Raw genomic sequence first — 25,656 nt, 5'->3', positions numbered from 1 at the left:
ATGACATACCCTGTATAATTATATAAATGTAAATGTTATCCCACTCGCGCCAGAAAAATAGGGATTGTGATTGAGTGCTGAAAATGTGAAAAAAACAATTCACTATTTAAAAGCAGATGTATGACAAATCAATTAATTAAACAAAATGGAGGTTACATGTCGGTACCAACAAAAAACAAACTAAAAGTTTGGAGTAAGAGAGCAAGTGTTGTACTTTTTGCTATGCTCTTTTTACTCAACATTAAAATTGCTTTTACTGATGATCTTTCAGATGGTGACATTTCATTGTTCGGGATGAAGTTAACCTTGTTCCAAGCCACTTCTGCTTTAGAAGCAGATCCTAGAACTGGATTAACTTATATGAGTACTCCTGGCGGAACGATAATCTGTTGCTTGCATAATGCCTCAACAGCTGGTTGTGCTTATGTCCCGGAATGTGATAGAGGTAATTAAGGTTAGTATTTTCCTACCTTTCAAAAAGAGAGGTAGGAATTTATTTATCTGATTTTGTGTCATATTAAATATTAAGTTGTTTTATAGGAGAAGTTAGATATGAGAAGAATTGTTCCATTGCTTATAATATTATTTTTATTTGCATGTAGCTCCGATGATCTCAAAATGAATCATAAAAAATTTAACTTTAGTAAAGCAACATTTGATTCGATCTTTGTAAAAACATCCCAAATTAATCTAAAAGGCAATCTCGAACATTCAATCGCTAGTATAAGAAAAATATGCTTAACAAAGACGAAAATCGTCGTTCTTGATAGCCGTTCAAAAAATATACTTGTGTTTAATAAAGATGGTAAGTTTGAAAACACAATTGGTAAAAAAGGTCATGCACCTGGAGAATATATTACTCCATTTGACATTGATACTAATTTGAATAATGAAATTTTAGTCCTAGATGTTGGAAGTCAGCGCATCTCAAAATTTAAGGAAGATGGTTCATATATTACTGCTTATAATGTTCAAATTGGATTTGGAGTTTGTTCAGATTTAAATGGCGGTTTTTATCAGTATAATCCTAGTGAATCTGCAATTGCGGAAAAGAATTCAATAAAACATTATAACGAAAACGGAATATATGAGAAATCCTTTTGTCCACCGTTTTATAAAATTGGTATGATTGGTGCTAATATAACTATTGACAATGAAGGGAATGTTTATGTTATTCATTCTTCTATGTATTTAATAAAAAAATTTTCTCCTTCTGGAGATTACATTAAAGAATTTGGGAAAATCCCAAAGTTTTATAAACCTTTAGAAGTCCTCCCAGGAAGATTTGCTAACCGTGAAGAACTTGATGCTTTTACGTCACTCACAAAAATATTAGTAACAAAAAGCAATTTAGTTATGATTGAGCTAGTTCGTTCAAAGCCTCGCACACATTGGATTGAAATTTATGATACTGACGGAAATTCCTTAATTGGTGGAATTAAAGTTGATCCCGATCTTGCATTGACTGCAGTCGGAAGAGATGATTCAATTTATTTTATTAAAAACCCACCAGAGGAACCATCCCCTAATAGTAATGAAGTACCAGATTATCAGCTTGTTTGTTATAAAATTAATGGAAAATAATTATGTATAATTTATTTCTATTAATTTCCGGTTTATTTACATTTTATCTAACAGGTGCACAAAACATTGAGAAAGAATTCGCAAGATTTTTTACTCAAGTTGAGGAGAAAAATATTTTATCTAGTAACTTTAGGAAAGTTAATACGGATATTGTCAAAATACTTCGTGATGGCACCATACTTTTAGTGTACAAAAACGAGTTTCTCGTTGAAAGATATGACGAGAACAATAAAATAATTACTCATCTCGATTTGAAAGGTAAAATCAATTTTATTGATGATGTTGATATTGACTCTTCAGGCTTCTTTTTCGTTGTTAATGACTACGATAATCAATTAAAAAAATTCGATAAAAATGGTATTGAACTTAAGTCAATTCGGGTTAAAAGTGGCCAAATGTTGTGTCTTGTAGATAATGAATTGTTGCTTTACAATAAGTACCATATTAATGATAGATTACACGATCCGGTAATACATTATTATGCTCGGGATGGAAGTTTTGTCCGTTCCTTTGGAAAGGAACCTAGGAAACCTAAAATTGGGTTAATTCCGTTAGGTGCAGGAAATATTACTTATAATGGAAAGGATATTTTTGTTTGTCATAGTTCCGATTACATTATTGATGTATATAACCGAATATGGATTTTAACCAAAACTTATAAAAAACGACCAACATTTTTTTTCATGCCTATGGAAATTAATTCCTTAGATGAAAAAGAGATGAAAATATGGCATCGTACAACTCAGCTATTAAATAGTTATTCTTTTGGGAACAATATTATAGTCTCTTATTTTGAAAGAGTTGATGGAACCAAACGCTGGCTATTTCTCCAGAACGATAGAAAATCTTTAGAAGTACTCTTACCATCCACAATCTCTTTAGTAGGGACTTTTCAAAATAGAATCTATTTTTTAGAAAATAAAAAAACAGATATTTCTAGCAAGAATCTACCTAGGATTGTTAGTTATGAATTTCAAGATCAATTTTTCAAGTAGGTATTATTTACCTTTGTTATTAATACTCATAGCGCTCTTAACATGGCATATTTTATATCTAAAGTTAAAAATAAAGCAGAACCATGATAGCATAGTTTTATTACATAATAGTTCTTATGTAGATTCAAACCTCCAAGCTATTTGCGACACTGTGGAAGGACAAATAATGGATAATATTGTGTTGCATAATGTTAAAGGTAAAAAGTATTTGGGTGATTTATTTGAGAATCATGATTTTTTTATTGCAGTTTACCAAAATGGAATGGTGTGCGATCCATGTTTGGAATTTATTCAGAATTATTGGGCTGAAAATTCTCAAAAATTCCCTCAGGGACTTTCAGATAAACTGATAATCATTGGAAGTAAAAATTCTCGTGATACCTTTGTTTTTTTAAAAAGGTATAACCTTGAGAATTCATATTTTATTGATATAAATCAATATATTCAAAAAAACCTATTATTGAGTAATATTCTACCGGTAAATTTTCTTTTTCTAATTGATAAGAAACTTCATATTGTATATATAAGTTATTTTACGACTATAGTAAAAGATCAGTTTAAGAGCTTTGTTAGTAAGTCGAAAAAGCTTATAAATGAAAAAAAATGATTCTTGTTTTCGAAACACAAAATTGTAATATATAAAATTGCTGATTATTAATAGTTCTCAAGTTATATGTCTCTTTATTGATAACGAAAGAAAAATTATATGTGATTAAGAATTAGCTATAGAAAATACTCAACAAACAAAGTGAATTTTTAGAAGATCATTAGTCTCTAAAAAATACATTGTTCAATGGGTATATACCAATTTTTATTCAGCTCATTTATAAAACCATTCTGTAGCTGAATCGTAATACCTTTATTTTTTTATTTCCTTCATTTTGAAATAATATTGAGAATTTTGGAGCAAAAATTTACTAAACAGACATTAAATTCATCAGTAATTGTTGTAGAGATCTATAGTTCGTGTTGATAAGTTCATAAAGAATCCACGTCATATAAGAATAATGGAGAGTCCCACTAAATCCCTACTATAAGGAGTAATAAAATGTTGATCGTTAATAATCATTTAGTAGAAATTATGTTTGTTCTCTCTTTGAATTTAATTTGGGTGACTATATGAAGTTAGAAAATTCTTTTTTGAACTTGCATCAAACCATTTGAAGACTTATAATAACCCTGATCTATTGAGAATTAATGGGAATTCATTTCTGTGTCAATAACCTCAACCAGTATCCACCGCCCTATTACAATAACTGTTATTTTTGTGGCAGTCACCCTGCTCGGTATCTTCTCCTTTTCCAATCTCGGAATCGATCTTCTCCCAAACGTTAATATTCCTCATTTAATAGTTCAAACAACATACACAAACGCTTCACCTGAAGAAGTAGAAAAACAAATTACCGAACCTCTTGAATCAGCAGTTGCAACTGTATCCGGTGTGAAAAAAGTAACATCTGTTTCTAAAGAAGGTGTTTCAATTATTTCTGTGGATTTTGTCTGGGGAACGGATATGAAGTTTGCTCTTCTTTCATTAAGAGAGAAACTTGATAACATGAGTTTTGCTTTACCTCGAGAGACTGGCAGACCGACAATCATTCGCTCGGATCCTTCGTCCAGCCCGATAATGACGTTGATTCTTTCGTATCGTCAAGAGATGAGAGGCGAGAGACGAGAGGTTGAAAGGAAAGAAGAAAAGACTGCCGGAGAAATTTCAGATTCACTCTACACTCAACATTCAGCATTCAACATTAGATACATCGATCACGATTCTCCGAAGGAAGATATACAACGGCTGATTGAACTTAAGGAAGCTGGAAGAGTTTTATTCAAACGGCGGCTGGAACAGATTGATGGAGTTGCACAAGCAATAATAACTGGTGGACTTGAACGGGAAATTTTAATACAAATTGATCCGGTAAAATTAAATTCTCTCAATCTTACATTTGATGGAGTGTCCTCAGCGCTTAACTCCGCAAATCTTAACATGTCCGCTGGTTCAATAATGAAAGGATTATTCCGCTATTCATTAAGAACTTTAGGTGAATATAAAAATGTAAATGAGATTGAAAAAACGGTTGTTAGGAAAAATAATAACGGCAGTTCAATTCTTGTTGAAGATATTGGGACTGTAACAGAGAATTTCAAAGAGAGGGAAGGTCTAACCCGTATCAACGGTAATGAAGCGATCGGAATCCTTATCTACAAACAGCCAGATGCAAATACCGTTTCAATCGCTCAATCGGTAAGGAATACAATCTCCTCGCTAAGGAAGAACTATCCCGAGTATGCTCTTCTTGTAGTTTCGGATCAATCCGGTTTTATTGAAAATGCAATATCAAACGTAAAACAGGAGATTTATTACGGCGGAATATTAGCAGTAATAGTTCTCTTCTTCTTTCTTGCTAACCTAAGACATATCTTAATAATTGGAATTACTATTCCCGCATCATTGGTGATAACTATACTTCTCCTTTACCTGTTTAAAATAAATTTTAATATTATTTCTCTTGGCGGAATAGCGGTGGGTGTTGGAATGCTTCTCGATAATGCTATCATTGTTATCGAGAATAATATGCGTTATAGAGAGCTCGGATATTCCAACCGGCTGGCAGTAATAAAAGGAACTGAAGAAGTTGCAATGCCTGTAGTTGCATCCACATTAACAACAATCGCTGTATTTCTTCCGCTGATATTTGTCCGTGGAATAGTAAGCGAACTTTTCAGAGACGAATCCCTGGCAATAGCATTCTCTCTTTTTGCATCTATAATTACGGCACTCACATTAATACCGATGCTGGATTCCCGTGAAAGTTTTAGACTGATCAGCAATCCCGAAAAATTCACTCAAGGCTTTCTAATAATTAAAAGAAATGAAGAAAAGAAATTCTCCAGACGTTTATTATTCTGGATACTATTTCCGTTTAAAGTCTGCATAAAGTCTTTCATCTATCTTCTTGCTTTAATCTATATAAAGATCGGCGGATACCTGAATAAGAAGCTCTCTTTTTTCTTTAAGAGAGTTGATAAGTTTATGGAATACCTTATTGAAAAATATGAACTGCTTCTCGAGTGGTCGCTTGGAAACAAAAAAACCGTTCTCGCAGTTACACTCGGTTTAATTGTAATTACTGTTCTTGCCGCAATGGATATGAAGAAAGAATTTATTCCAAAGGGAGCGCAGGATGAGTTCATACTTGAATTCGATTATACCGCAGGAACTTCCTTGAGGGGAAACGCGGCACTCACTTCTAAAATTGAAAGCTCGATTCTCGCAATCCCTCATGTAAGTGCTCTCGTTTCAAATATCGGGAGAGTAAATGAATTTGATTTTATGAATAAAGAACAGATTACGGTTAATAAAACAAATCTTATTGTCAAATTGGATTCCTATGAAAACTATTATGATGTGCAGAATTATCTAAGAAAGATTCTTGAAAAACTGAAAGGAATTAAATATACTTTCAAAGATGTAAAAACTTCCTACTCCATGCTGCTTAACCCGTCCGAAAACGACATAGCGATAAAGATAAAAAACAAAGATCTTGATAAAGCTTTTTCAAAAGCTGAAGAGATACTGAAAAAAATAAATGAAACAAAAATTGATGGAATAAAAGAGATCAGAATTGGTCTGGAAAGAGGAACACCGGAATACTCTATTACAATTAACCGTGAAAAGTGTCTTGCAAAAGGTGTAAGTATTGCTTTGGTGGCGAATCAGATTGTCAATATGGTTAAAGGAAATGTTGCTACATATTTCTCCGATTTTGATAAAAAGATCGGTATAAACGTTAGAACTTCGGAAAATAATAGAAACGATATTACAACACTTCTTCAATATTATATCCAAAACGGTAATAATAAAATTCAGATAAAAGATTTGGTTGATTATAAATTCGGTTATAACTACAGCGAGATATGGAGGGAAGATCAATCCAGAATGCTCTATATTTATGCTACACTACAAAATGCAAAGCTGGATGATGTGATTAAGAAAATCAATAACGCAATTTCCACTCTTCCAAAATCACCGGAAGAGATAATAACTGTCGGTGGTGTGAATGAAGAGATTACGAATGCTTTTTCAGCACTTTATATTGCTCTTATAATCTCAGTTTTATTGATGTATATGGTACTTGCCTCGGAATTTGAATCTATTCTCTACCCGTTTATTATTTTGTTCTCGGTTCCGCTTGGACTTATTGGAGGCATTTTACTTCTATATGTATTCGGTGAAAGTATTAGCGTTATCTCTTTAATGGGTTTAATTATCCTTGTTGGTATTGCTGATAATGATGCTGTTGTAAAAGTTGAGTTTATAATCAGAAAAAGAGAAGAAGGACTTTCGGTTCATGACGCGATTGTAGCTGCAGGCAAAGACAGATTCAGACCGATCGTTATGAACTCATTTACGGTCATGTTTGGATTAATACCAATGATGATCGGTATCGGTGCGGCAACACAATTACGTATTTCTCTTTCGCTTGCTGTATTCGGTGGTTTAATCTCTTCAACATTTTTGACGTTGACGATTATTCCTGTTTTGTATACTTATATGGAGAAGTACTCAAGAAAAAAAAAGAATAGCACACAGATTTAACAGATACAATGGATATAAACAGATAAAAAAATGGAATATTTGCACAAAGAAATTACTGATAAAATTATCAAAGCATTTTATAATGTTTATAATTGTCTTGGTTATGGGTTTTTAGAAAAAGTTTATGAAAACGCCATTAGTATTGAATTAAATGCAATGAATATAAAATGCGAAAAACAAGTTCCAATTGATGTTTTTTATAAAGGAAAGGGAGTCGGTGAATATTTTGCAGATATAATGGTTGAAAATAAAGTAATTGTTGAATTAAAATCTGCGGAAGGAATTATAACTGAACATGAGGCACAATTATTAAATTATTTAAAAGCTACAGAAATAGAAATTGGATTATTATTAAATTTTGGAAAAACTCCACAGATCAAAAGGCAAATATTTGAAAACAAATTCAAAAATCAGTTTCAATCTGTTTAATCAGTTTAATCTGTGTCCTATTAATCTGGATATAGGAGATAAATATGAAAATTAAATTATGGGTTTCTATAACTATCGTTATTTTGGTAATCCTTGCGTTTCTCTGGATAATCCTTCCGGCTAAATCAGATCAAAAGAAAGATGGAGATGAAGCAAACATAAACTACGATAAATTGGATGAAGTTGTTTTTGATGTGCGTGCAAAACCGGTAGTAATAGGTGATTTGATTCTCTATATAAACGCAAATGGTATTGTAAGAGCAACTGAAGAACTTGAATTAACTTCAAATATCAGCGGTATAATAAATACACTCAATATTTTTGAAGGCAAAGATGTTAATAAAGGGGATCTGCTAATTGGTCTTGACGACAGAGAATATGAATTGGCGTTAAACGATACCAGGGTGAAGGTGACAGATTCAAGAGTAGAATACGGATTTCTTGAGAGGGAAGCTCCGACAGACACAACAAACAATTCTAAAGTCCGCGAGATTATGGAACAGATTAAAAAATTAGACAAAGATTATAAGGACGGAAAGATAGATGAGTTAAAATACAACGCATCGAAAGATGACCTTGACATGAAACTAATATTCTCAGGAGCTAAAAGAGAAGAAGTAATTCAAAATAAAAGCGGGTTAACCACGGCTATAAATGCTTACAAGAGAGCAAAACTTAATTATGAATACACAAAAATATTAGCACCTTTCAATGGTGTTGTAGGTGATTTCGATTTGGTAAACGGGCAGCGGATTAATGCTGGACAGAAACTTTGTAAGCTATTCAATACCTCCACACTCAGAGTTGATGTTGGAGTTCTGGAAAATGATGTAACTAAAATTAAAGTCGGAAATATTGCAAAGGTAGAAGTACCATCCGTAACAGGCGAAGCGTTCAGCGGGCGCGTGTTAAATGTTAGTCCTTACATAGATAAAGAAACTAAAACTTGTAAAGTGACGATACAAATACAGAACAGTTCGAATAAATTAAAACCGGGCATGTTTGTTAAGGTATTCATCGAATCAAATAATCTTCAAAATAGAATTCTGATTCCTAAGGAAGCATTGCTTGTAAGGGATAAACGTCCTCTTGTTTTTGTTGTAGAAGGTGATCTTGCAAAGTGGAAATATGTTCAGATTGGCGAGCAGAATGATGAATTTATAGAAGTAAAAGAAGGTGTTGATAAAGGAGAGAATGTTATTGTAGAAGGGCAGTATACATTAGCTCACGATGCTAAAGTGAGGGTGATAAAATAATCAGTCTTACGCTGATAATGTTTTGTTTATCTGTGATAATCTGTTTGACCTGCTTGCAGCAGGCAAGTCTGTTCAATCTGCGTTCTATTTATTTAGAAAATTTTTGAAAAAAATATTTTACATATTTCTCACTCGTCCCATAACAACAGCGATGTTCTTTTTCAGTGTAGTTGTTGTTGGAATTGTATCCGTTCTTAATCTGCCGATTGAGTTAAGCCCCAATGTTGAATATCCTCGGTTATCTGTTTCTGTTGCTTGGCCCGGCGTTTCACCTGAAGCGGTCGAAGCACATCTAACATCTCCAATCGAAGCAGAGCTTTCAACAATTCAAGGAGTAAAGAAAATTTCCTCTACTTCGTCGGAGGGTTCGGCGCAAATCTCCTTAGAGTTCCATCCTTCTGTTGATATAGAATTTGCCCGTGTAGAAATAAATGAAAAACTCTCATCAATTAAAAATAATTTGCCGGTTGGAGTTTTATCACCTAGAGTATCCCAATACATACCCAAAGATCTTCAAAACTTGCAAGGTTTTTTAACTTATTCAATTTCCTCTAATAGATCATCAAACGATGTCCGCAAATACTTGACTGAAAATGTTGTGATGCGTTTAAAAAATGTTGACGGCGTTTCCGAAGTTGAGATAAGAGGCGGTTCAGATAGATTAATAGAGATAGAAATTGATTACGATAAATCCAAATCGCTTGGTATACTCAACGAAGAGATCAATAATGCAATTTCCGAGACTGAAAAAATAATTCCCGCAGGTAAACTGGAAAGAAATAACAATCAAGTATTTGTAAAGATAAACAATGAGGTGGTGAAGCCGTCATTAATAGGAGAGCAGGTTGTTAAAATTTTACCAAATGGAAATTCAATCCGTATAAAAGATATAGCAAGGATAATTGATGATTATGAAGAACAACGCTCTTATTATAGAATCAATGGGAAAGAAACCGTAACACTCATTATAGATAAAGAACTCGGTGCAAATACACTTAGCGTAGCAAAGTCTGCTGACGAGAAGCTAAAAGTACTCTCCAAAGAATTCCCTTCGGATTTTATCATCACAAAAGAAGTTGATAGAAGTAAAGATATTTCCAAAGATTTGGATGAACTATATAAAGACGGACTCTTCTCAATTCTTATTATCTTTCTTGTTGTATTGGTTATTTTTAGAAGAATTCGTTATTCCTTAATAATATTGTCATCAATTTTCTTCTCTTTGTTGGCTTCATTCTCTTTATTTTATCTATTCAATTTAACCCTTAACATAATCACGTTTTCATGTTTTGTTCTTGGTTTCGGTTTTATTGTAGATAATTCAATAGTTGTTCTAGATTATCTTGATAGACATTATGAGGGACGCGGTGAAAGACATTTAACTGTACTTGTCAAAGAAATTTTCTTTCCATTATTTACCTCTACAATTACAATTACGGCAGTCTTCATTCCATTAATTTTTCTAACAGGGGAACTTCAACTTTATTTCCAACAATTTGCTCTTGGAATCGGCTTTACTCTATTCGCTTCTTTAATAGTTTCTTTTACAGTTGTGCCGTTGTTATATCTCAAAACATTTCATAAAAGGAAAGTAAAAGAAAAAAATAGTGAAGGATGGTTATATAAAATTTACAGGAAGATCGTATCACAAATCATAAAAAGGAAAAAGTTGAGCATTGCATTTCTGATATTGGTCATCGGGTTTCCTGTTTGGCTAATTCCGAATAGAATTGAAACACCTGTAATTGGAGAAGCATATAATTCTATTTTTGATTCAGAGACTTATCAAGATATAAAACCGTATGTAAACTATGCATTGGGCGGTGTACTGAATTTGTTCTTTAATCATGTCTCACGCGGAGAACTTTGGAAGTATGGAGAAGAAACATACATTTATGTACGGCTCGATCTTCCGAACGGAAACAGAATTGAAAGAATAAATAAATTATGCAAAGATCTGGAAAATGAAATTCTTGCTTACAAGGAAAGTTTTAAAACAATTATAGCCAACGTACTTGATGAAGAAACCGCAACACTTAGAATTGAATTTACACTCGAACAATCAAATTCCGCATTTCCCTACATGCTGAAAAATTATGTTACCGCTTATGCAACACGTCTAGGTGGAGTTGATTCTTACGTTTACGGATTTGGCCCCGGTTTCTCAAATGCCGGCGGCGGGTCATCAAGCATGTTCAATGTTGAAGTGAAAGGATTTAATTTCGAACGAGTAAGATCACTTGCGGAATCATTCAGAGATATTATAAAAAGAAATCCGCGAGTTGATAATATTGATATAGACAAATCGATGTCTTACTGGTCGCCTGAAACATATGAATTAGTAGGGAAAATTGACCGTTCGCAATTGGCTGCATATGGAATTTCAGTTCAAGAACTATTTGCAATTATTGCTAAGAACACAAGTGGTAACATGAACTACAGCCGCTTCAAAATATTAAATGAATCTGTAAACTATCGTGTAAAATTTTCTAATTATAATGATATGCAACTAGATGAGCTTAAAAATCTGATTGTAAACGAAAAAGGGAATGAGAGACTAAAAGTAAGTGATCTTGTAACATTTGAAGAAAGAAAAGTACTTTCATCAATCAACCGGATCGACCAGCAGTATGTCCGTTACGTTAGTTTCGAGTTCAAAGGTCCGTATAAATATGGTAATAAGTTTTTGGAATCCTCCGTTGCATCCATAAAAGTGCCGGAAGGTTATTCGCTTAAACAATCAGACTATTCGTATCTTTTTGCTCAAGAAGATGAAATTAATATTTGGAAAGTATTAGGTGCTTCACTTTTCATAATTTTTATGGTTACTGCAGGATTTTTCGAATCATTTAAGAAACCTTTGATAATTATAACAGCGGTCCCCTATGCAATTGTCGGAGCTATCTTTCTTTTCTGGTTAACCGATAATAATATTGAACGAGGTGCTTATGCAGGAATGTTGCTGTTAGTTGGTTTATCTGTATCAAACTCAATTGTTCTTGTTAGCTATCTTTCAAAAAATGTTATTATGAGTTCGGAAGAATTAATAAGTGCGGCAAAGAATCGGCTTCGCGCAATAACATCCACGACATTAACAACATTTGCTGCCTTACTTCCTTTTATTTTGAGTGATCGTGCAACATTCTGGAAGAATTTAAGCATTAGCATAGCGGGAGGAATATTCATTTCATACATATATATCAGTCTATTTTTACTACTCATATATAAATTAGTTGTTCTTCGAAAAAGGAAAATCTGGCGCAAGTAGAGCATTGTGATATTCAAAATATATTCCAGAAGAATTCTTAAATGATTTTCATTTTAAGCTATTATTCTTTCAAGAAATTGATAAAGTCTAAAAATAAATTTACATAAATTGAATAATTTTCCTAAATTGTTGTTAATGCGTACAGCAACTGTACATTTTTAAATAAATAATTAAGAATTCGGTATCGAATTTAGCTTGATACGGAATTACCTGTCTTTCTCTGGATCAGAAGACTTCAGGTTCGACCCCTGACTGGGCAGCACATTCTGGGTTTTATAAACGAATAGTTTGTAAAACCTTTTTATTTTTGATTTGGCCTAAGCAATTTTGACTTTAATATACTATCGTTTTTTGCATCTGCTTTTTATCACTTTCATCTCAAATTTAGATTTATTCATTCGCTCATGAATCGTTAAAGTAGTGATCAATGCAATGAGTTTTTGATTTACTGTCATGAACTAAGATAAATTTTACAAATAGAAAAACCTATCAATTATTTACAGATGAACTACTAGTTATTGCCAATTTAAAAATCTATTATTTTGCTTTCATTTCATTGATGGATATGAATACAAAGAAATTTGAATGTCTTTTCAATAACTTTTTGCTCGGCTTACTTATATTTCTCTCCCATCTCCTCAAAGTTGTTTGATCAACCCCAAGTTTCATTGCCAATTTTTTCTGACTGAGTCCATGAATCTCTCTATAATAGATAAGTTTTTCTCCTAATGTCGTATGGGGAAATATATCCGGTACATATCCCAAAAATTTTATGATCGTGGGAATGTATTTAACTGATGGGTTACTTCTATTACTTTCCCAATTATAAATGCTCGTTTCTTCAACCCCAATAATCCTTGCAACATCAGATTGAAAAAGTGATTGCTCTAATCTTCGTTTTCTTATATGTTCCCCTATAGTTTGTGGGTTTTGAGGAATATTTGATGGTTTTTGAGCCTTTAATGTTATTTGACAGATGGGCAACGCAGGTATGCCCATGCGGATTTTTTACAGATCCAACTAAAGAGTGTACCTGCAATACGATGCAAATTCAAAAATACATGGCAAGAATTTCAGGCCCTCTATTGGACAGAATTGATATTCATATTGAAGTACCCGCGGTAAAGTTTAAAGAGCTTGCTTCAAGCTCTATAGGTGAAAAATCAAGTGAGATTAGAAAACGAGTAATTTCTGCAAGGGAAATTCAACAATCGAGATTTCACGGTATCAAAAATATTTATAAAAATGCAGATATGGCTTCTAAAGAAATTCGCAAATTTTGTAAAGTAGACAATCAATGTGAAGATTTATTAAAGATGGCAATGACACGGTTAGGATTGTCGGCTCGTGCATATGATAGAATTCTTAAAGTGAGTAGAACAATTGCTGATTTAGACGGATCGTCTGAAATAAAACCGCAACATATTTCCGAAGCAATCCAGTACCGGAGTTTAGATCGGGAATTGTGGGGTCATTAAGTCCATTTTAGGCAATAAATTAATTCATAATAACTTTTCTTGCTTTTTTATTTCCTCCGTTCTATATTTGAAGCTCGATTTTTGAGTTATTGGGTGAAATCTATCTGGGCGGACGCCGGAGTTGGAGAGCCGGGGCGGACTGTAAATCCGTTGGCTAAAGCCTTTGGGGGTTCGAATCCCTCGCCGCCCACATAAAACGAATTGATGAAGTAGAATATCACCAAACATATTCACACTTCGCTGATTCACTCTGGGAATAAAAAAAATAAATTTTAGGCAGAGAATATCTGCTGCTATTGTTTTGTTCTTTTTGAAAATGCGGGAGTAACTCAGTTGGCTAGAGTCACAGCCTTCCAAGCTGTTGGTCGCGGGTTCGAGTCCCGTCTCCCGCTCTGAAAGCTGATGTAGCTCAGTTGGTAGAGCATCCCGCTTTAGCGGGAGAAGAAGTAAACTGGAAGTCGGTTTTTACTGATGCTGATGTAGCTCAGTTGGTAGAGCACTTCCTTGGTAAGGAAGAGGTCACCGGTTCAATCCCGGTCATCAGCTCAAAGTTGAAAAATTTTATTGCAAAAAGTTTTATTAGAGGAATTATAAGATGGCAAAATCTAAAAACGTTAGACAAATAATAATATTAGAAAGCAGTGCAAATACCGGCTTCCGTTATTCAACAAAAAAGAATAAAAGAGAACATCCAAATAGAGTTGAATATAAAAAATACGATCCTGTTGTTCGCAAGCACGTAGTATTTAAAGAAACTAAATAATACGTCAGTGGCTCAATTGGTAGAGCAGCGGTCTCCAAAACCGCAGGTTGGGGGTTCGAGTCCCTCCTGACGTGCGAGAATTAAAACTGGTAAAATTTTATGAAAGAAAAAATAATCAACTTCGTTAATGACGTAGTAAAGGAAATGAAAAAAGTTACCTGGCCTACTCGTGAAGAATTGAAAGAATCTACTTCGGTAGTAATTGTGGTATGCCTCATTCTCTCTGCATTCACTTATGTTGTAGATATGGTCGTCAATAAAATATTGCAAGGAATTTTTTAGGATTGGAAAACGAAAAGGCAAAATGGTACGTCGTTAGAACTTTCTCCGGGCATGAGAACAAAGTAAAAACTTTGATTGACGCTGAATTGAAAGACAGTGATGAATTACGTGCAAGAATTTTTGATGTACTTGTTCCAACTGAAAAAGTTTTTGAAGTTAAAGACGGGAAAAAGAAAACCAAAAAGAAAAATTTTTTCCCCGGTTATATTTTGGTATGCGCTGATTTAGATATTCGAGTTAAGGATTTTATTATTAATACTCCTTCTGTAATGGGATTTCTCGGATCCGCAAATCACCCCGTGCCTTTACTTCCGGAAGAAGTTAAGAGGATCGTAGGAAGACTTTCGCAAACAGAAGAAACAGAAAGAACGGAAACAATTTTTAGAACCGGCGATTTTGTCAAGATTACAGATGGACCATTCAATAATTTTTCAGGCTTTATTCAAGAAGTAAATGAAGAGAAAATGAAAATTAAAGTTATGGTTTCGATTTTTGGTAGAAAAACTCCGGTTGAAATTGATTTTGCACAAGCTGAATTTGAAAAATAAATATTAGATAGGTTAAACAATGGCAAAGAAAATTGATAGTTTCATTAAATTACAAATTCCTGCGGGAGCTGCAAATCCGTCTCCACCTGTTGGCCCGGCATTAGGTCAAAAAGGCGTTAACATTATGGAGTTTTGTAAGCAGTTCAATGCTAGAACTTCAGCACAGCAGGGATTAATTATTCCTGTTGTTATCACAGTTTATTCTGATAAATCTTTTACATTCATTACAAAAACACCGCCTGCTGCCGTATTGTTGAAAAAAGCGGCAAAGGTTGAAAAAGGTTCTGCTGAACCGAACAAAACTAAGGTTGCAAAAGTAACCAGTTCTCAAGTTCGAGAGATTGCAACATTGAAAATGCCCGACTTAAACGCTCATGATGTTGACCATGCAATGAGTATGGTTGCCGGAACAGCTCGCAGTATGGGTTTCACTGTTGAAGACTAATTTTATAAAAATAATTTTTCATCGGAATTAAAATGAAAGTTTCAAAAAGAATTAAAGCAATCAACAAAAATGTTGATAGAGAAAAAGAATATTCTGTAGAAGAAGCAATAAAACTTCTTAAAGATAATTCAAAAGTTAAATTTACAGAAACTCTTAACTGCGCAATCCGTCTCGGCGTAGATCCGCGTCATGCAGATCAAATGATTAGAGGAACAGTTTCCCTGCCTCACGGAACCGGAAAAAAAGTTTCCGTTCTTGTAATTGCACGCGGCGCTCAAGCTGAAGAAGCTCTTAAAGCAGGCGCAGATTATGCAGGCTTTGACGAGTATCTTGAAAAAATAAAAGGCGGCTGGGCTGAGGTTGATGTAATTATCGCTACACCAGATTCAATGGGTGAACTTGGTAAACTTGGGCGTGTTCTTGGACCGAAAGGTTTAATGCCTAATCCCAAGAGCGGAACAGTTACTCAAGAAGTTGCAAAAGCAGTTAAAGAAGTTAAAGCCGGAAAGATTGAATTTAGAGTTGAGAAAGCGGGAATAGTTCATACTGCTTTAGGTAAACTAGACTTTTCGACTGAACAATTAACAGAAAATACACGTGCTTTTCTTAAAACAATTGTTAAGATGAAACCATCTTCTGCAAAAGGCCATTATGTTAGAAGTCTTTTCCTCTCATCTACTATGGGACCTGGTTTAAGAATTACGAAAGAAGAAACTGCAGTTTCTACTAAACACGAATAAAAATTTTACGCACTCATCCCGCGCAGAGCGGGATAAATTAAATGCTTCTACATTAATTAGTGTGTTGTTATAACTGAATGGGAGTACGATGAAAAAAGAAGAAAAAGGAGAGATGATTGAGCAGATAAAAGAGCTTATCAAAAAGTCTCCCTCCATGTTTCTTGTTGATTACCGCGGCGTAAACGTTGCAGATATTAATAAGATACGTTCTGAATTCAGAAAGGAAGGAGTTACTTATAAGGTCTTTAAAAATACTCTCTTCAAAAAAGCACTCGAGCAATCGGGTGGATTTGAAAAATTTAATCCGCAACTTTTAGGAATGATTGGTGTTGCTTTTACCGGAGAAAATTTTGTTTCGGCTGCAAAGGTTATCAAAAAATACTTCGACGAAAAACAAAAACTTTCCTTTAAGGGCTGTTACATCGATTCTGCTTATTACGGGGCAGACCAATTAAATACAATTGCATCCATGCCGACAAAAGATGAAATCATGTCTGGAATTGTTGGAAGCATTGCAGCACCTGCAAGCGGAATCGTTGGTGCAATCAATGCAGTTATTAGAGACCTTGTGAGTGTTATTGATGAGGTTGCAAAGAAGAAAGCTGCATAAATAAAATTTGAATTGAACAATTAATTATAAGTTATAGGAGAAATAAAATGTCAGAGAAAATTGCAGAGATTGTAGAGAAGATTAAAGCTCTTACACTCGTTGAAGCATCAGAATTAAAAAAAGCATTAGAAGAAGAATTTGGTGTTACAGCTTCTGCACCAATGATGATGGCTGGCGCAGCAGCACCGGCAGCAGCAGCAGTTGAAGAAAAAACAGAATTCGATGTTGTTCTTGAAGCAGCAGGCGCAACAAAAATTAACGTCATTAAAGTCGTTCGTGCTCATACTGGTCTTGGTTTGAAAGAAGCAAAAGACTTAGTTGACGGCGCTCCTAAGACAGTTAAAGAAGCGATCTCTAAAGACGAAGCTGAAAAAATAAAGAAAGAATTAGAAGAAGCTGGCGCAACAGTTAAAGTAAAATAAACTGATTCAATTCCCTTCATTCGATATATAATTGAAGTGGTAAGATGGTAAAATCCGTCTTACCACTTTCTTGCATTTTTTGATGTAAGTAAAACTGACAAAAACCACATTGGAGGTTAGGGTTGGAAAAACAAAAAATTAACAAAAGCACAGGTAGAATTACCTTTGCTTCTATTTCTCAATCGGTGAAAGTTCCGGATCTTCTGAACATTCAATTGGATTCTTTTGAAGAATTTATTCAATTGAAAGTCACACCGTCGCAAAGAGAGAATAAAGGTTTACACGCGGTATTCAATACCAACTTCCCAATCCTTGATAACAAAGAATTTTACAGATTAGATTTTATTGAATACTACATTGAGAAACCACGTTTCTCTATGGCTGAATGCGAAGAGAGAGGACTTACTTATTCCGCTCCGCTGAAAGCAAAACTACGTCTTTCTACAAAAGATGATGAAACCGGAGAGTACGTAAACTCCGTTGAACAAGAAGTATATCTTGGCAATCTACCTTTCATGACGGGACGCGGTACATTTATAATTAATGGTGCAGAAAGAGTTATTGTAAGTCAATTGCACCGTTCACCCGGTGTTGCGTTTGCTCAAACGTTGCATCCGAACGGAACGCCGATTTACTCCGCACGTATTATTCCGTTCAGAGGTTCTTGGGTTGAATTTGCAACCGACATTAATAACATTCTCTATGTTTATATAGATAGAAGAAAGAAATTCCCGTCAACAACTTTGTTGAGAGCACTTGGATACGAAACTGATGAACAGATTTTAAATCTATTTGATTTGATTGAAGAAATAACCGCAAAACAACTCAATGTTGATAAACATACCGGACGAGTTGCTGCAAGCGATATTATAGATACTTCAACCGGTGAAATTTATGCAACTAAAGACACCGAGCTTACAGAAGAAATCATCCTGAACATTAAAAAATCTGCACTTACAAGAGTTCAGCTTCTAAGTATCGATACTTCTTTCGAACAGGATCTTATTGTTAATACTCTGAAGAAAGATACATCGACAAATAAAGAAGAAGCGCTTTATGCAATTTACCGTCAGTTGCGTTCAGGCGAAGCACCGGACGTTGATACGGCAGTCAGTTTGATCGATAAATTGTTCTTCAACGAAAAACGTTATGATCTTGGCGATGTTGGACGTTTTAGAATGAATGACAGGTTAAATCTGAATGTGCCTGATAACGTGAAAGTGCTTACAGTTGAAGATATAGTTGCGATCATGAAAAATATCGTCAAACTTAAAAACGGAAACGTTGCGGTTGATGATATCGATCATCTTGGCAACAGAAGAGTTCGTACAGTTGGCGAACAATTGCAGCAACAGTATAATGTTGGTTTGGCTAGAATGTCGCGTACAATAAAAGAAAGAATGAATATGCGCGATAACGAAAACATGCAACCGCAAGATTTAGTTAATGCAAGAACCATCAGCAGTGTTATCAATGCATTTTTCGGAACCAACCAGCTTTCTCAATTCATGGATCAGACAAATCCGCTTTCAGAACTAACGCACAAGAGAAGAATCTCTGCGTTGGGACCTGGCGGTTTAACACGCGAACGCGCAGGATTTGAAGTTCGCGACGTGCATCATTCACATTACGGTCGGTTATGTCCAATCGAAACACCGGAAGGTCCAAACATTGGTCTAATCTCTTCACTTACGATTTATGCACGGGTTAATCACTACGGATTTTTAGAAACACCATATAGAAAAGTAAAAGATGGAAGAGTTACAAACAGCGTAGACTTTTTAAGTGCAGATCAAGAAGATGAATTTATTATTGCACAAGCAAACGCTCCGATTGATGAACAAGGAAAATTTTTAACGGAAAGAATTAAAAGCCGTGAACGCGGAGAATTTCCAATTGTTCCTGCAAGCGCACTTCATTATATGGATGTTGCACCCGCGCAAATTGTATCTGCAGCCGCAGCATTAATTCCATTTCTTGAGCATGATGATGCCAACAGAGCTTTGATGGGTTCTAACATGCAACGTCAGGCAGTACCGCTTTTGGTTCCCCAAGCTCCAATTGTCGGAACCGGTATGGAAGCAAAGATTGCTCGCGATTCTCGATCTGTCATTATAGCAGAAGATAACGGAATTGTTGAATATGCCGATTCTAAAAAAATTATTGTAAAATATGATGTTGATGAAAGCGCCCCAGAAACTTTGGTAAGCTTCGACGATGAAAGAAGAGTTGAACATATACTCACAAAATTCTCCGGAACAAATCAAGAAACATGCTTCAATCAAAAACCAATTGTTGTTACAGGCCAGAAACTTAAAAAAGGTGATGTTCTTGCCGATGGTCCTGGAATTGAAAAAGGAGAACTCGCACTCGGACGAAACGTTTCTGTTGCATTCATGCCTTGGCGCGGTTACAATTTTGAAGATGCAATTGTTCTTAGCGAACGCCTTGTTGCCGATGATGTATTTACATCAATCCATATAGAAGAATTTGAATTACAAGTTCGCGAAACTAAACGCGGCGAAGAAGAACTTACACGCGATATTCCGAATGTTAGTGAAGAAGCAACAAAAGATCTTGATGAACACGGAATTGTTCGCGAAGGCGCTGAAGTTAAAGAAGGTGATATTCTAATTGGAAAGATCACTCCTAAAGGCGAGACCGATCCAACACCTGAAGAAAAATTATTGAAAGCAATCTTTGGAGATAAAGCAGGTGATGTAAAAGATGCATCATTAAAAGCTCCTCCAGGTCTTAAAGGAATTGTAATTAAAACAAGATTATTCAGCCGTAAAAAGAAAGATATAGAATCAAAAAAAGTTGAAAAGAAATTGTTGGATACTCTTGAAGTAGAATACAAGAAACGGAAAGAGAATCATTACAATAAACTCATTACTAAATTAACACGAATCACAGAAGGTAAAACAACCTCCGGAATTCGTGATTTAGATGGAAGCGTTGTATTAAGAAGTGGAACATCTATTAAGGAAGATACTTTTTCTAATCTTGAAGATGTTACAAAATTAGATTACACAAAAGAGTGGTTTGAAAGAAAAGCTCCAAACGAACTTATCAAACAACTTTTTACAAATTATTTTCCTCTTCTAGCTGAGATAGAAGAAGATTATAAACGAGATAAATTAAAAATTCAGAGCGGTGATGAATTACCTCCGGGAATCACTCAACTTGCCAAAGTTTATGTTGCTAAGAAAAGAAAAGTTTCTGTCGGTGATAAAATGGCAGGCCGTCATGGTAACAAAGGCGTTGTCGCAAAAGTTGTTCCTGTTGAAGACATGCCGCATCATGAAGATGGAACTCCTGTTGATATTGTTCTTAATCCGCTTGGTGTACCATCTCGTATGAATTTAGGTCAGTTATATGAAACCGCACTCGGATGGGTTGGAAAAAAACTCGGCGTCAAATTCGAAACACCAATTTTTGATAGTGCCCAAGTTTCCGAAGTTGAAGGTTGGCTGACACAAGCCGGACTTGACGAAGGAAGTAAAACCTGGCTATACGATGGAAGAAGCGGTGAGAGATTCCATCAGAAAGTTACTTGTGGCTACATCTATATGATGAAACTGGGCCACATGGTTGACGATAAGATTCATGCCCGTTCAATTGGACCATACTCGCTTATCACACAGCAACCTCTAGGCGGTAAAGCTCAGTTTGGCGGACAGAGATTTGGAGAAATGGAAGTTTGGGCTTTGGAAGGTTATGGCGCTGCACATATTCTTCAAGAAGTGTTAACAGTGAAGAGTGATGATGTTCAAGGCAGAGCTAAGGCTTACGAAGCGATTGTAAAAGGTGAAAATATACCAACACCAAATATTCCTGAGGCATTTAATGTTCTTATTAAAGAACTTCAAGGTCTCGCTCTCGATATAAAAATTAAATAATCAACCAAGAGTTTGATTAAAGGAGTATGACAATGCGATTTAAACCGCAAGAAAATAAAATCAAATTGATTGAAAGTCTTACAATTGGCTTGGCTAGTCCTGATGATATTCTATCCCGCTCTCATGGCGAGGTAACCAAACCAGAAACAATCAACTACCGTTCATTCCGTCCCGAGAAGGATGGATTGTTCTGTGAGAAAATTTTTGGGCCTGTTAAAGATTGGGAATGCGCATGTGGTAAATACAAAGGCATTCGCTATAAAGGAATTGTGTGCGATAGATGCGGTGTTGAAGTTACATTGAAAAGTGTACGCCGCGAAAGAATGGGACATATTCAACTTGCTGTTCCGGTTGTTCATATTTGGTTTTTCAAAGCGTTACCATCTAAAATCGGTAACATCATTGGAATGACCACTAAAGAACTGGAAAAAGTTATCTACTATGAATCTTATGTAGTTATCAATCCGGGTCCAACAGGATTAAATAAAAAAGATTTGATTTCGGAAGATCAGTATTATGAAATCATGGGTTCACTTCCACACGAAAACGATTCTCTGGAAGATGAAGATCCGAAAAAATTTGTTGCAAGAATCGGCGGCGACGCAATCAAACATTTATTGAAGAAAATCGATATTGAATTTACATTCCTCGATTTAAAATCTCAGCTTGGTCCCGATATATCTCAGCAAAAACGTGCCGAACTTCTGAAGAGATTAAGAGTTTACGAAGCGTTCCGCGAGTACGAAGGAAAAGTTCCTAACAAACCGGAATGGATGGTGCTCAATGTTGTGCCTGTAATTCCGCCTGAACTTCGTCCTTTAGTTCCGCTTGAAGGTGGAAGATTCGCAACATCGGATTTGAATGATCTATATAGAAGAGTAATAATTCGTAATAATCGTTTAAAAAGATTAATTGATATAAAAGCTCCTGAAGTAATTCTTCGTAATGAAAAAAGAATGCTTCAAGAAGCTGTTGATGCTTTATTCGATAACTCGCGCCGCGCAAGTGCAGTTCGCAGCGATGGCAACAGACCGTTGAAATCTCTCAGCGATATGTTGAAAGGTAAACAAGGTCGTTTCCGTCAGAACTTACTTGGTAAACGTGTTGATTATTCTGGTCGTTCTGTAATTGTTGTCGGACCGGAATTGAAATTACATCAGTGTGGATTGCCGAAAGATATGGCAGTCGAATTATTCAAACCGTTCATCATTCGTAAACTGATTGAACGCGGACATTTTAAAACTGTGAAGAGCGCACGAAAAGCAGTTGATAGAAAAGACGCGATGATTTGGGATATTCTAGAAAAATTGATTGATGGTCATCCGGTTATGTTAAACCGTGCGCCTACATTGCATCGTCTTGGTATTCAAGCATTTCAGCCAATCTTGATTGATGGAAAGGCAATTCAATTACATCCGTTAGTTTGTACAGCTTTCAACGCGGATTTCGACGGCGATCAGATGGCAGTTCACGTTCCGCTTTCTTATGAAGCTCAGCTCGAAGCATCTGTACTAATGTTAAGCAGTCACAATATTCTTTCTCCACAAAATGGTTTACCAATAGTACTTCCGTCACAGGATATCGTTCTTGGTCTGTACTATCTCACAAAATTAAGACCCGGTGCAAAAGGTGAAGGAAAGCTTTTTAGTAATGTTGCCGAAGTTCTTATTGCTTACAATTCGAAAGCTGTAGATCTTCATGCGAAGATAAAAGTTAGAATTGATGCTCAGATGATTGAGACAACTGTCGGACGTGTCATTTTCAATGAAATTGTGCCAAAAGAGATGGGCTACATTAATGAACTTCTCGTTAAGAAAAGTTTCTCCGGCTTCATTTATAAAATGTTTATAAAAATCGGAAATGAAAAAACCGCAATCTTCCTTGATGACTTAAAGGAATTAGGTTATAGATACGCAACAGCTGCTGGTATTTCAATCAGTTTCAGTGATATGATTGTTCCTGATGAAAAAGTAAAATTGATTGATGACTCGAATAAAAAAGTATCTGGAATTTTGAATGAACATGAACAAGGTTTGATTACTGATGCCGAACGTTACAATAAAATTGTTGACGTTTGGACCCACACAACAAACAACGTTGCCAAATCATTAATGGATAGAATTAAAACTGACCAAGGTGGTTTTAACTCTCTTCACATGATGGTTGATTCCGGTGCAAGAGGTTCGCAGGATCAGGTTCGTCAGCTTGCCGGTATGCGTGGTTTGATGATGAAACCACAAAAGAGTTTAACTGGGCAATCTGGTGAAATTATTGAAAATCCGATCGTTGCAAATTTTAAAGAAGGATTATCAGTATTAGAATATTTCATATCAACTCACGGTGCACGTAAGGGTCTTGCAGATACAGCTTTGAAAACTGCGGATGCCGGTTATCTAACACGCCGTTTATGCGATGTTGCTCAAGATGTTATTATTACTGAACTCGATTGCGGTACAATTCGTGGTGTTTACATTTCTGCTTTGAAAGATGTCGAACTCGAAAGAGAACCATTGGCAGAGAGAATCACCGGTCGTGTTGCGCAAGAAGATGTTTACGATCCTCGCACAGATGATTTGTTGATCGAAGCAGGCGACGTTATTACAGAAGAAATTGCTGAAAAAATAGACGAAGCAAATATTGATCAAGTTTACATCCGTACTGTTCTAACTTGTGAAGCAAAGCGCGGAGTGTGTGCAAAATGTTATGGTCGTAATTTAACAACAGGCCAGTTAGTAGAAAACGGAGAAGCAGTTGGAATTATTGCTGCTCAATCCATTGGCGAGCCTGGTACACAGTTAACTTTACGTACATTCCACTTGGGCGGAACTTCATCACGTATTGCAAGTCAATCGCAAGTTGAAGCAAACGTCAACGGAACAATTAAATTAGACAGATTAACTTTCGTAGAGAAAACTGATTTCTTTGGTAAAGTTAAAGTTGTAATCGGTCGCCGCGGTTCAATTGGAATTTATGATGATGACAACAGACAAATAAAGAAATTTGATGTGCCTTACGGTGCTGAGTTGATGGTGGGTGAAGGTCAAGAAATTAAGAAAGGTCAACCGCTTTATAATCACGATCCATACAACTCTGTAATTGTTGCCGATGTAAGTGGTAAAGTTTCATTTATCGATTTGATCGATAACGTTACTATACAACAAGTCGCTGATGAGCAGACAGGCCACGTTCAAAAAGTAGTAATCGAATCAAAAGATAAAACTTTAACTCCTAGCATCTCTATAAAAGATAATAAAGGGAATGAAAAAGTATTTAACATTCCAACACGTGCTTACTTATCAGTTGAAGAAGGTGAAGAAATTCAAGCTGGAACAATTTTGGCGAAAATTTCAAAATCATCAACAAAGTCACGAGACATTACAGGTGGTTTACCAAGAGTAACAGAACTTTTTGAAGCACGCCGTCCGCACGATCCAGCAGTAGTTTCTGAGATTGAAGGTAAAGTGAAGTTTGGTGCTCGTAAAAAAGGTTCGCGTGAAATTATAATCGAATCACTCGACGGTTCAATCCAAAAAGTATATAACATTGCTTATGGAAAACACACCCTTGTTCAGGAAGGCGATGAAATTCCTGCCGGTGAAAAAATAACCGATGGTCCTACTGATCCGCATGATATTCTTAAAATCAAAGGAACAAATGCAGTTCAAGAATATTTGGTAAATGAGATTCAAGATGTTTATCGTTTGCAAGGTGTTAAGATTAATGATAAACATATTGAAGTTATAGTACGCCAGATGTTGCAGAAACTTCAAGTTATTTCTGCCGGGGATACAATTTTTATCGAAGAGGATTTAGTTGATAGAAATAAATTTATTGACGAAAATGAAAAAGTCAAACAAATGGTTTTCACTTCGGATCCTGGACAGTCGAAATACAAAATGGGTCAGCTAATTACCCGTACAAAGTATAGAGAAATTAATGCAGATCTGACAAGAAAGAGCAAAAAGCCGATGAAAGTTCGCGATGCTGAACCAGCGACTTTTGATAACATTTTGCTTGGAATTACCCATGCTGCACTTTCAACGGAAAGTTTCATTTCTGCAGCGTCTTTCCAAGAAACAACAAAGGTATTAACAAATGCTGCAACAGAAGCTCGAGTTGATACTTTGGTTGGTCTTAAAGAAAATGTGGTTATGGGACATCTAATTCCTGCTGGTACCGGACTTAAGAAATATAAAAATATCATACTTACCAGCGATGAAGTAGAAACTATAGTAACAGAGGAAGTATTAGAGACAGAAAAACAATCACTTTAGTAATAAAGTTGAAAAATAAGGGCAGACTTTCTTGACAATTGAAATGAATAATAATAAATT

General features: G+C 35.4%; 19 protein-coding genes and 4 tRNA genes. 22 read left to right on the top strand and 1 reads right to left on the bottom strand.

Annotated features, from left to right (window positions below; all coding sequences use genetic code 11):
* Nucleotides 1-156: 156 nt before the first annotated feature.
* The 8 genes from NTX65_04845 to NTX65_04810 all read left to right on the top strand — a co-directional run bounded on the left by NTX65_04845 (nucleotide 157) and on the right by NTX65_04810 (nucleotide 12,132).
* Complete coding sequence (locus tag NTX65_04845) at nucleotides 157-453, top strand: hypothetical protein (protein MCX6168639.1); 297 nt, start codon at nucleotides 157-159, stop codon at nucleotides 451-453.
* 99 nt (nucleotides 454-552) lie between these two features.
* On the top strand, nucleotides 553-1,584 hold the full coding sequence (locus NTX65_04840; protein MCX6168638.1) for a 6-bladed beta-propeller: 1,032 nt from the start codon (nucleotides 553-555) through the stop codon (nucleotides 1,582-1,584).
* 2 nt (nucleotides 1,585-1,586) lie between these two features.
* Complete coding sequence (locus NTX65_04835) at nucleotides 1,587-2,579, top strand: hypothetical protein (protein MCX6168637.1); 993 nt, start codon at nucleotides 1,587-1,589, stop codon at nucleotides 2,577-2,579.
* 151 nt (nucleotides 2,580-2,730) lie between these two features.
* Nucleotides 2,731-3,186, top strand: a complete 456-nt coding sequence (locus NTX65_04830; protein MCX6168636.1) for a hypothetical protein — start codon at nucleotides 2,731-2,733, stop codon at nucleotides 3,184-3,186.
* A 606-nt stretch (nucleotides 3,187-3,792) separates the two neighbouring features.
* Nucleotides 3,793-7,179, top strand: a complete 3,387-nt coding sequence (locus NTX65_04825; GenBank protein ID MCX6168635.1) for an efflux RND transporter permease subunit — start codon at nucleotides 3,793-3,795, stop codon at nucleotides 7,177-7,179.
* Between the two features lie 30 nt (nucleotides 7,180-7,209).
* On the top strand, nucleotides 7,210-7,608 hold the full coding sequence (locus NTX65_04820; GenBank protein MCX6168634.1) for a GxxExxY protein: 399 nt from the start codon (nucleotides 7,210-7,212) through the stop codon (nucleotides 7,606-7,608).
* Nucleotides 7,609-7,652: 44 nt separating this feature from the next.
* Nucleotides 7,653-8,864 (top strand): efflux RND transporter periplasmic adaptor subunit, encoded by a 1,212-nt coding sequence (locus NTX65_04815; GenBank protein ID MCX6168633.1) that lies wholly within the window; start codon nucleotides 7,653-7,655, stop codon nucleotides 8,862-8,864.
* 103 nt (nucleotides 8,865-8,967) lie between these two features.
* Nucleotides 8,968-12,132, top strand: a complete 3,165-nt coding sequence (locus NTX65_04810; protein ID MCX6168632.1) for an efflux RND transporter permease subunit — start codon at nucleotides 8,968-8,970, stop codon at nucleotides 12,130-12,132.
* Between the two features lie 537 nt (nucleotides 12,133-12,669).
* On the opposite strand, the gene NTX65_04805 is transcribed toward NTX65_04810, so the two are convergent.
* Entirely contained in the window at nucleotides 12,670-13,131 is a 462-nt protein-coding gene (locus NTX65_04805) for a helix-turn-helix transcriptional regulator (protein ID MCX6168631.1), read from the bottom strand.
* Here NTX65_04805 and NTX65_04800 point away from each other — a divergent pair.
* From NTX65_04800 to rpoC, 14 genes are all read left to right on the top strand, one after another.
* Nucleotides 13,095-13,610, top strand: a complete 516-nt coding sequence (locus NTX65_04800; protein ID MCX6168630.1) for an ATP-binding protein — start codon at nucleotides 13,095-13,097, stop codon at nucleotides 13,608-13,610. The genes NTX65_04805 and NTX65_04800 overlap by 37 nt on opposite strands.
* Nucleotides 13,611-13,716: 106 nt before the next feature.
* Nucleotides 13,717-13,800: transfer RNA gene (locus tag NTX65_04795), tRNA-Tyr, on the top strand.
* A 128-nt stretch (nucleotides 13,801-13,928) separates the two neighbouring features.
* Nucleotides 13,929-14,002, top strand: a tRNA-Gly gene (locus NTX65_04790).
* 81 nt (nucleotides 14,003-14,083) lie between these two features.
* Nucleotides 14,084-14,156 (top strand) — tRNA-Thr (locus NTX65_04785).
* Nucleotides 14,157-14,205: 49 nt separating this feature from the next.
* A complete protein-coding gene (gene rpmG / locus NTX65_04780) occupies nucleotides 14,206-14,373 on the top strand; it encodes a 50S ribosomal protein L33 (protein MCX6168629.1) in 168 nt (55 codons plus the stop codon).
* Nucleotide 14,374: 1 nt separating this feature from the next.
* Nucleotides 14,375-14,447: transfer RNA gene (locus NTX65_04775), tRNA-Trp, on the top strand.
* Between the two features lie 25 nt (nucleotides 14,448-14,472).
* Entirely contained in the window at nucleotides 14,473-14,655 is a 183-nt protein-coding gene (gene secE / locus NTX65_04770) for a preprotein translocase subunit SecE (GenBank protein MCX6168628.1), read from the top strand.
* Between the two features lie 2 nt (nucleotides 14,656-14,657).
* Entirely contained in the window at nucleotides 14,658-15,203 is a 546-nt protein-coding gene (gene nusG / locus NTX65_04765) for a transcription termination/antitermination protein NusG (protein MCX6168627.1), read from the top strand.
* A gap of 19 nt (nucleotides 15,204-15,222) precedes the next feature.
* The gene (rplK, locus tag NTX65_04760) at nucleotides 15,223-15,648 is read left to right on the top strand and encodes a 50S ribosomal protein L11 (protein MCX6168626.1); all 426 of its coding nucleotides are present in this window, start codon (nucleotides 15,223-15,225) and stop codon (nucleotides 15,646-15,648) included.
* A 32-nt stretch (nucleotides 15,649-15,680) separates the two neighbouring features.
* Nucleotides 15,681-16,388, top strand: coding sequence for a 50S ribosomal protein L1 (gene rplA / locus NTX65_04755; GenBank protein MCX6168625.1), 708 nt, complete (start codon nucleotides 15,681-15,683; stop codon nucleotides 16,386-16,388).
* Between the two features lie 88 nt (nucleotides 16,389-16,476).
* On the top strand, nucleotides 16,477-16,998 hold the full coding sequence (gene rplJ / locus NTX65_04750; GenBank protein ID MCX6168624.1) for a 50S ribosomal protein L10: 522 nt from the start codon (nucleotides 16,477-16,479) through the stop codon (nucleotides 16,996-16,998).
* A 47-nt stretch (nucleotides 16,999-17,045) separates the two neighbouring features.
* The gene (gene rplL / locus NTX65_04745) at nucleotides 17,046-17,420 is read left to right on the top strand and encodes a 50S ribosomal protein L7/L12 (GenBank protein ID MCX6168623.1); all 375 of its coding nucleotides are present in this window, start codon (nucleotides 17,046-17,048) and stop codon (nucleotides 17,418-17,420) included.
* Between the two features lie 122 nt (nucleotides 17,421-17,542).
* Complete coding sequence (rpoB, locus tag NTX65_04740; GenBank protein ID MCX6168622.1) at nucleotides 17,543-21,322, top strand: DNA-directed RNA polymerase subunit beta; 3,780 nt, start codon at nucleotides 17,543-17,545, stop codon at nucleotides 21,320-21,322.
* 32 nt (nucleotides 21,323-21,354) lie between these two features.
* Nucleotides 21,355-25,596: a DNA-directed RNA polymerase subunit beta' gene (gene rpoC / locus NTX65_04735; GenBank protein MCX6168621.1), complete on the top strand. Its 4,242-nt coding sequence runs from the start codon at nucleotides 21,355-21,357 to the stop codon at nucleotides 25,594-25,596.
* Nucleotides 25,597-25,656 lie beyond the last annotated feature (60 nt).

Source organism: Ignavibacteriales bacterium, assembly GCA_026390795.1.
Classification (GTDB): Bacteria; Bacteroidota; Ignavibacteria; order Ignavibacteriales; family Melioribacteraceae; genus Fen-1258.
Note: the sequence above shows the minus strand (reverse complement) of the source record. Positions and strands in the feature narration are given on the sequence as shown.

Coding starts and splice junctions, on each gene's coding strand:
- NTX65_04845 (MCX6168639.1), top strand. CDS start 157: ATGTCGGTACCAACAAAAAACAAACTAAAAGTTTGGAGTAAGAGAGCA.
- NTX65_04840 (MCX6168638.1), top strand. CDS start 553: ATGAGAAGAATTGTTCCATTGCTTATAATATTATTTTTATTTGCATGT.
- NTX65_04835 (MCX6168637.1), top strand. CDS start 1,587: ATGTATAATTTATTTCTATTAATTTCCGGTTTATTTACATTTTATCTA.
- NTX65_04820 (MCX6168634.1), top strand. CDS start 7,210: ATGGAATATTTGCACAAAGAAATTACTGATAAAATTATCAAAGCATTT.
- NTX65_04815 (MCX6168633.1), top strand. CDS start 7,653: ATGAAAATTAAATTATGGGTTTCTATAACTATCGTTATTTTGGTAATC.
- NTX65_04800 (MCX6168630.1), top strand. CDS start 13,095: ATGTTATTTGACAGATGGGCAACGCAGGTATGCCCATGCGGATTTTTT.
- NTX65_04805 (MCX6168631.1), bottom strand. CDS start 13,131: ATGGGCATACCTGCGTTGCCCATCTGTCAAATAACATTAAAGGCTCAA.
- rpmG (MCX6168629.1), top strand. CDS start 14,206: ATGGCAAAATCTAAAAACGTTAGACAAATAATAATATTAGAAAGCAGT.
- secE (MCX6168628.1), top strand. CDS start 14,473: ATGAAAGAAAAAATAATCAACTTCGTTAATGACGTAGTAAAGGAAATG.
- rplK (MCX6168626.1), top strand. CDS start 15,223: ATGGCAAAGAAAATTGATAGTTTCATTAAATTACAAATTCCTGCGGGA.
- rplA (MCX6168625.1), top strand. CDS start 15,681: ATGAAAGTTTCAAAAAGAATTAAAGCAATCAACAAAAATGTTGATAGA.
- rplJ (MCX6168624.1), top strand. CDS start 16,477: ATGAAAAAAGAAGAAAAAGGAGAGATGATTGAGCAGATAAAAGAGCTT.
- rplL (MCX6168623.1), top strand. CDS start 17,046: ATGTCAGAGAAAATTGCAGAGATTGTAGAGAAGATTAAAGCTCTTACA.
- rpoC (MCX6168621.1), top strand. CDS start 21,355: ATGCGATTTAAACCGCAAGAAAATAAAATCAAATTGATTGAAAGTCTT.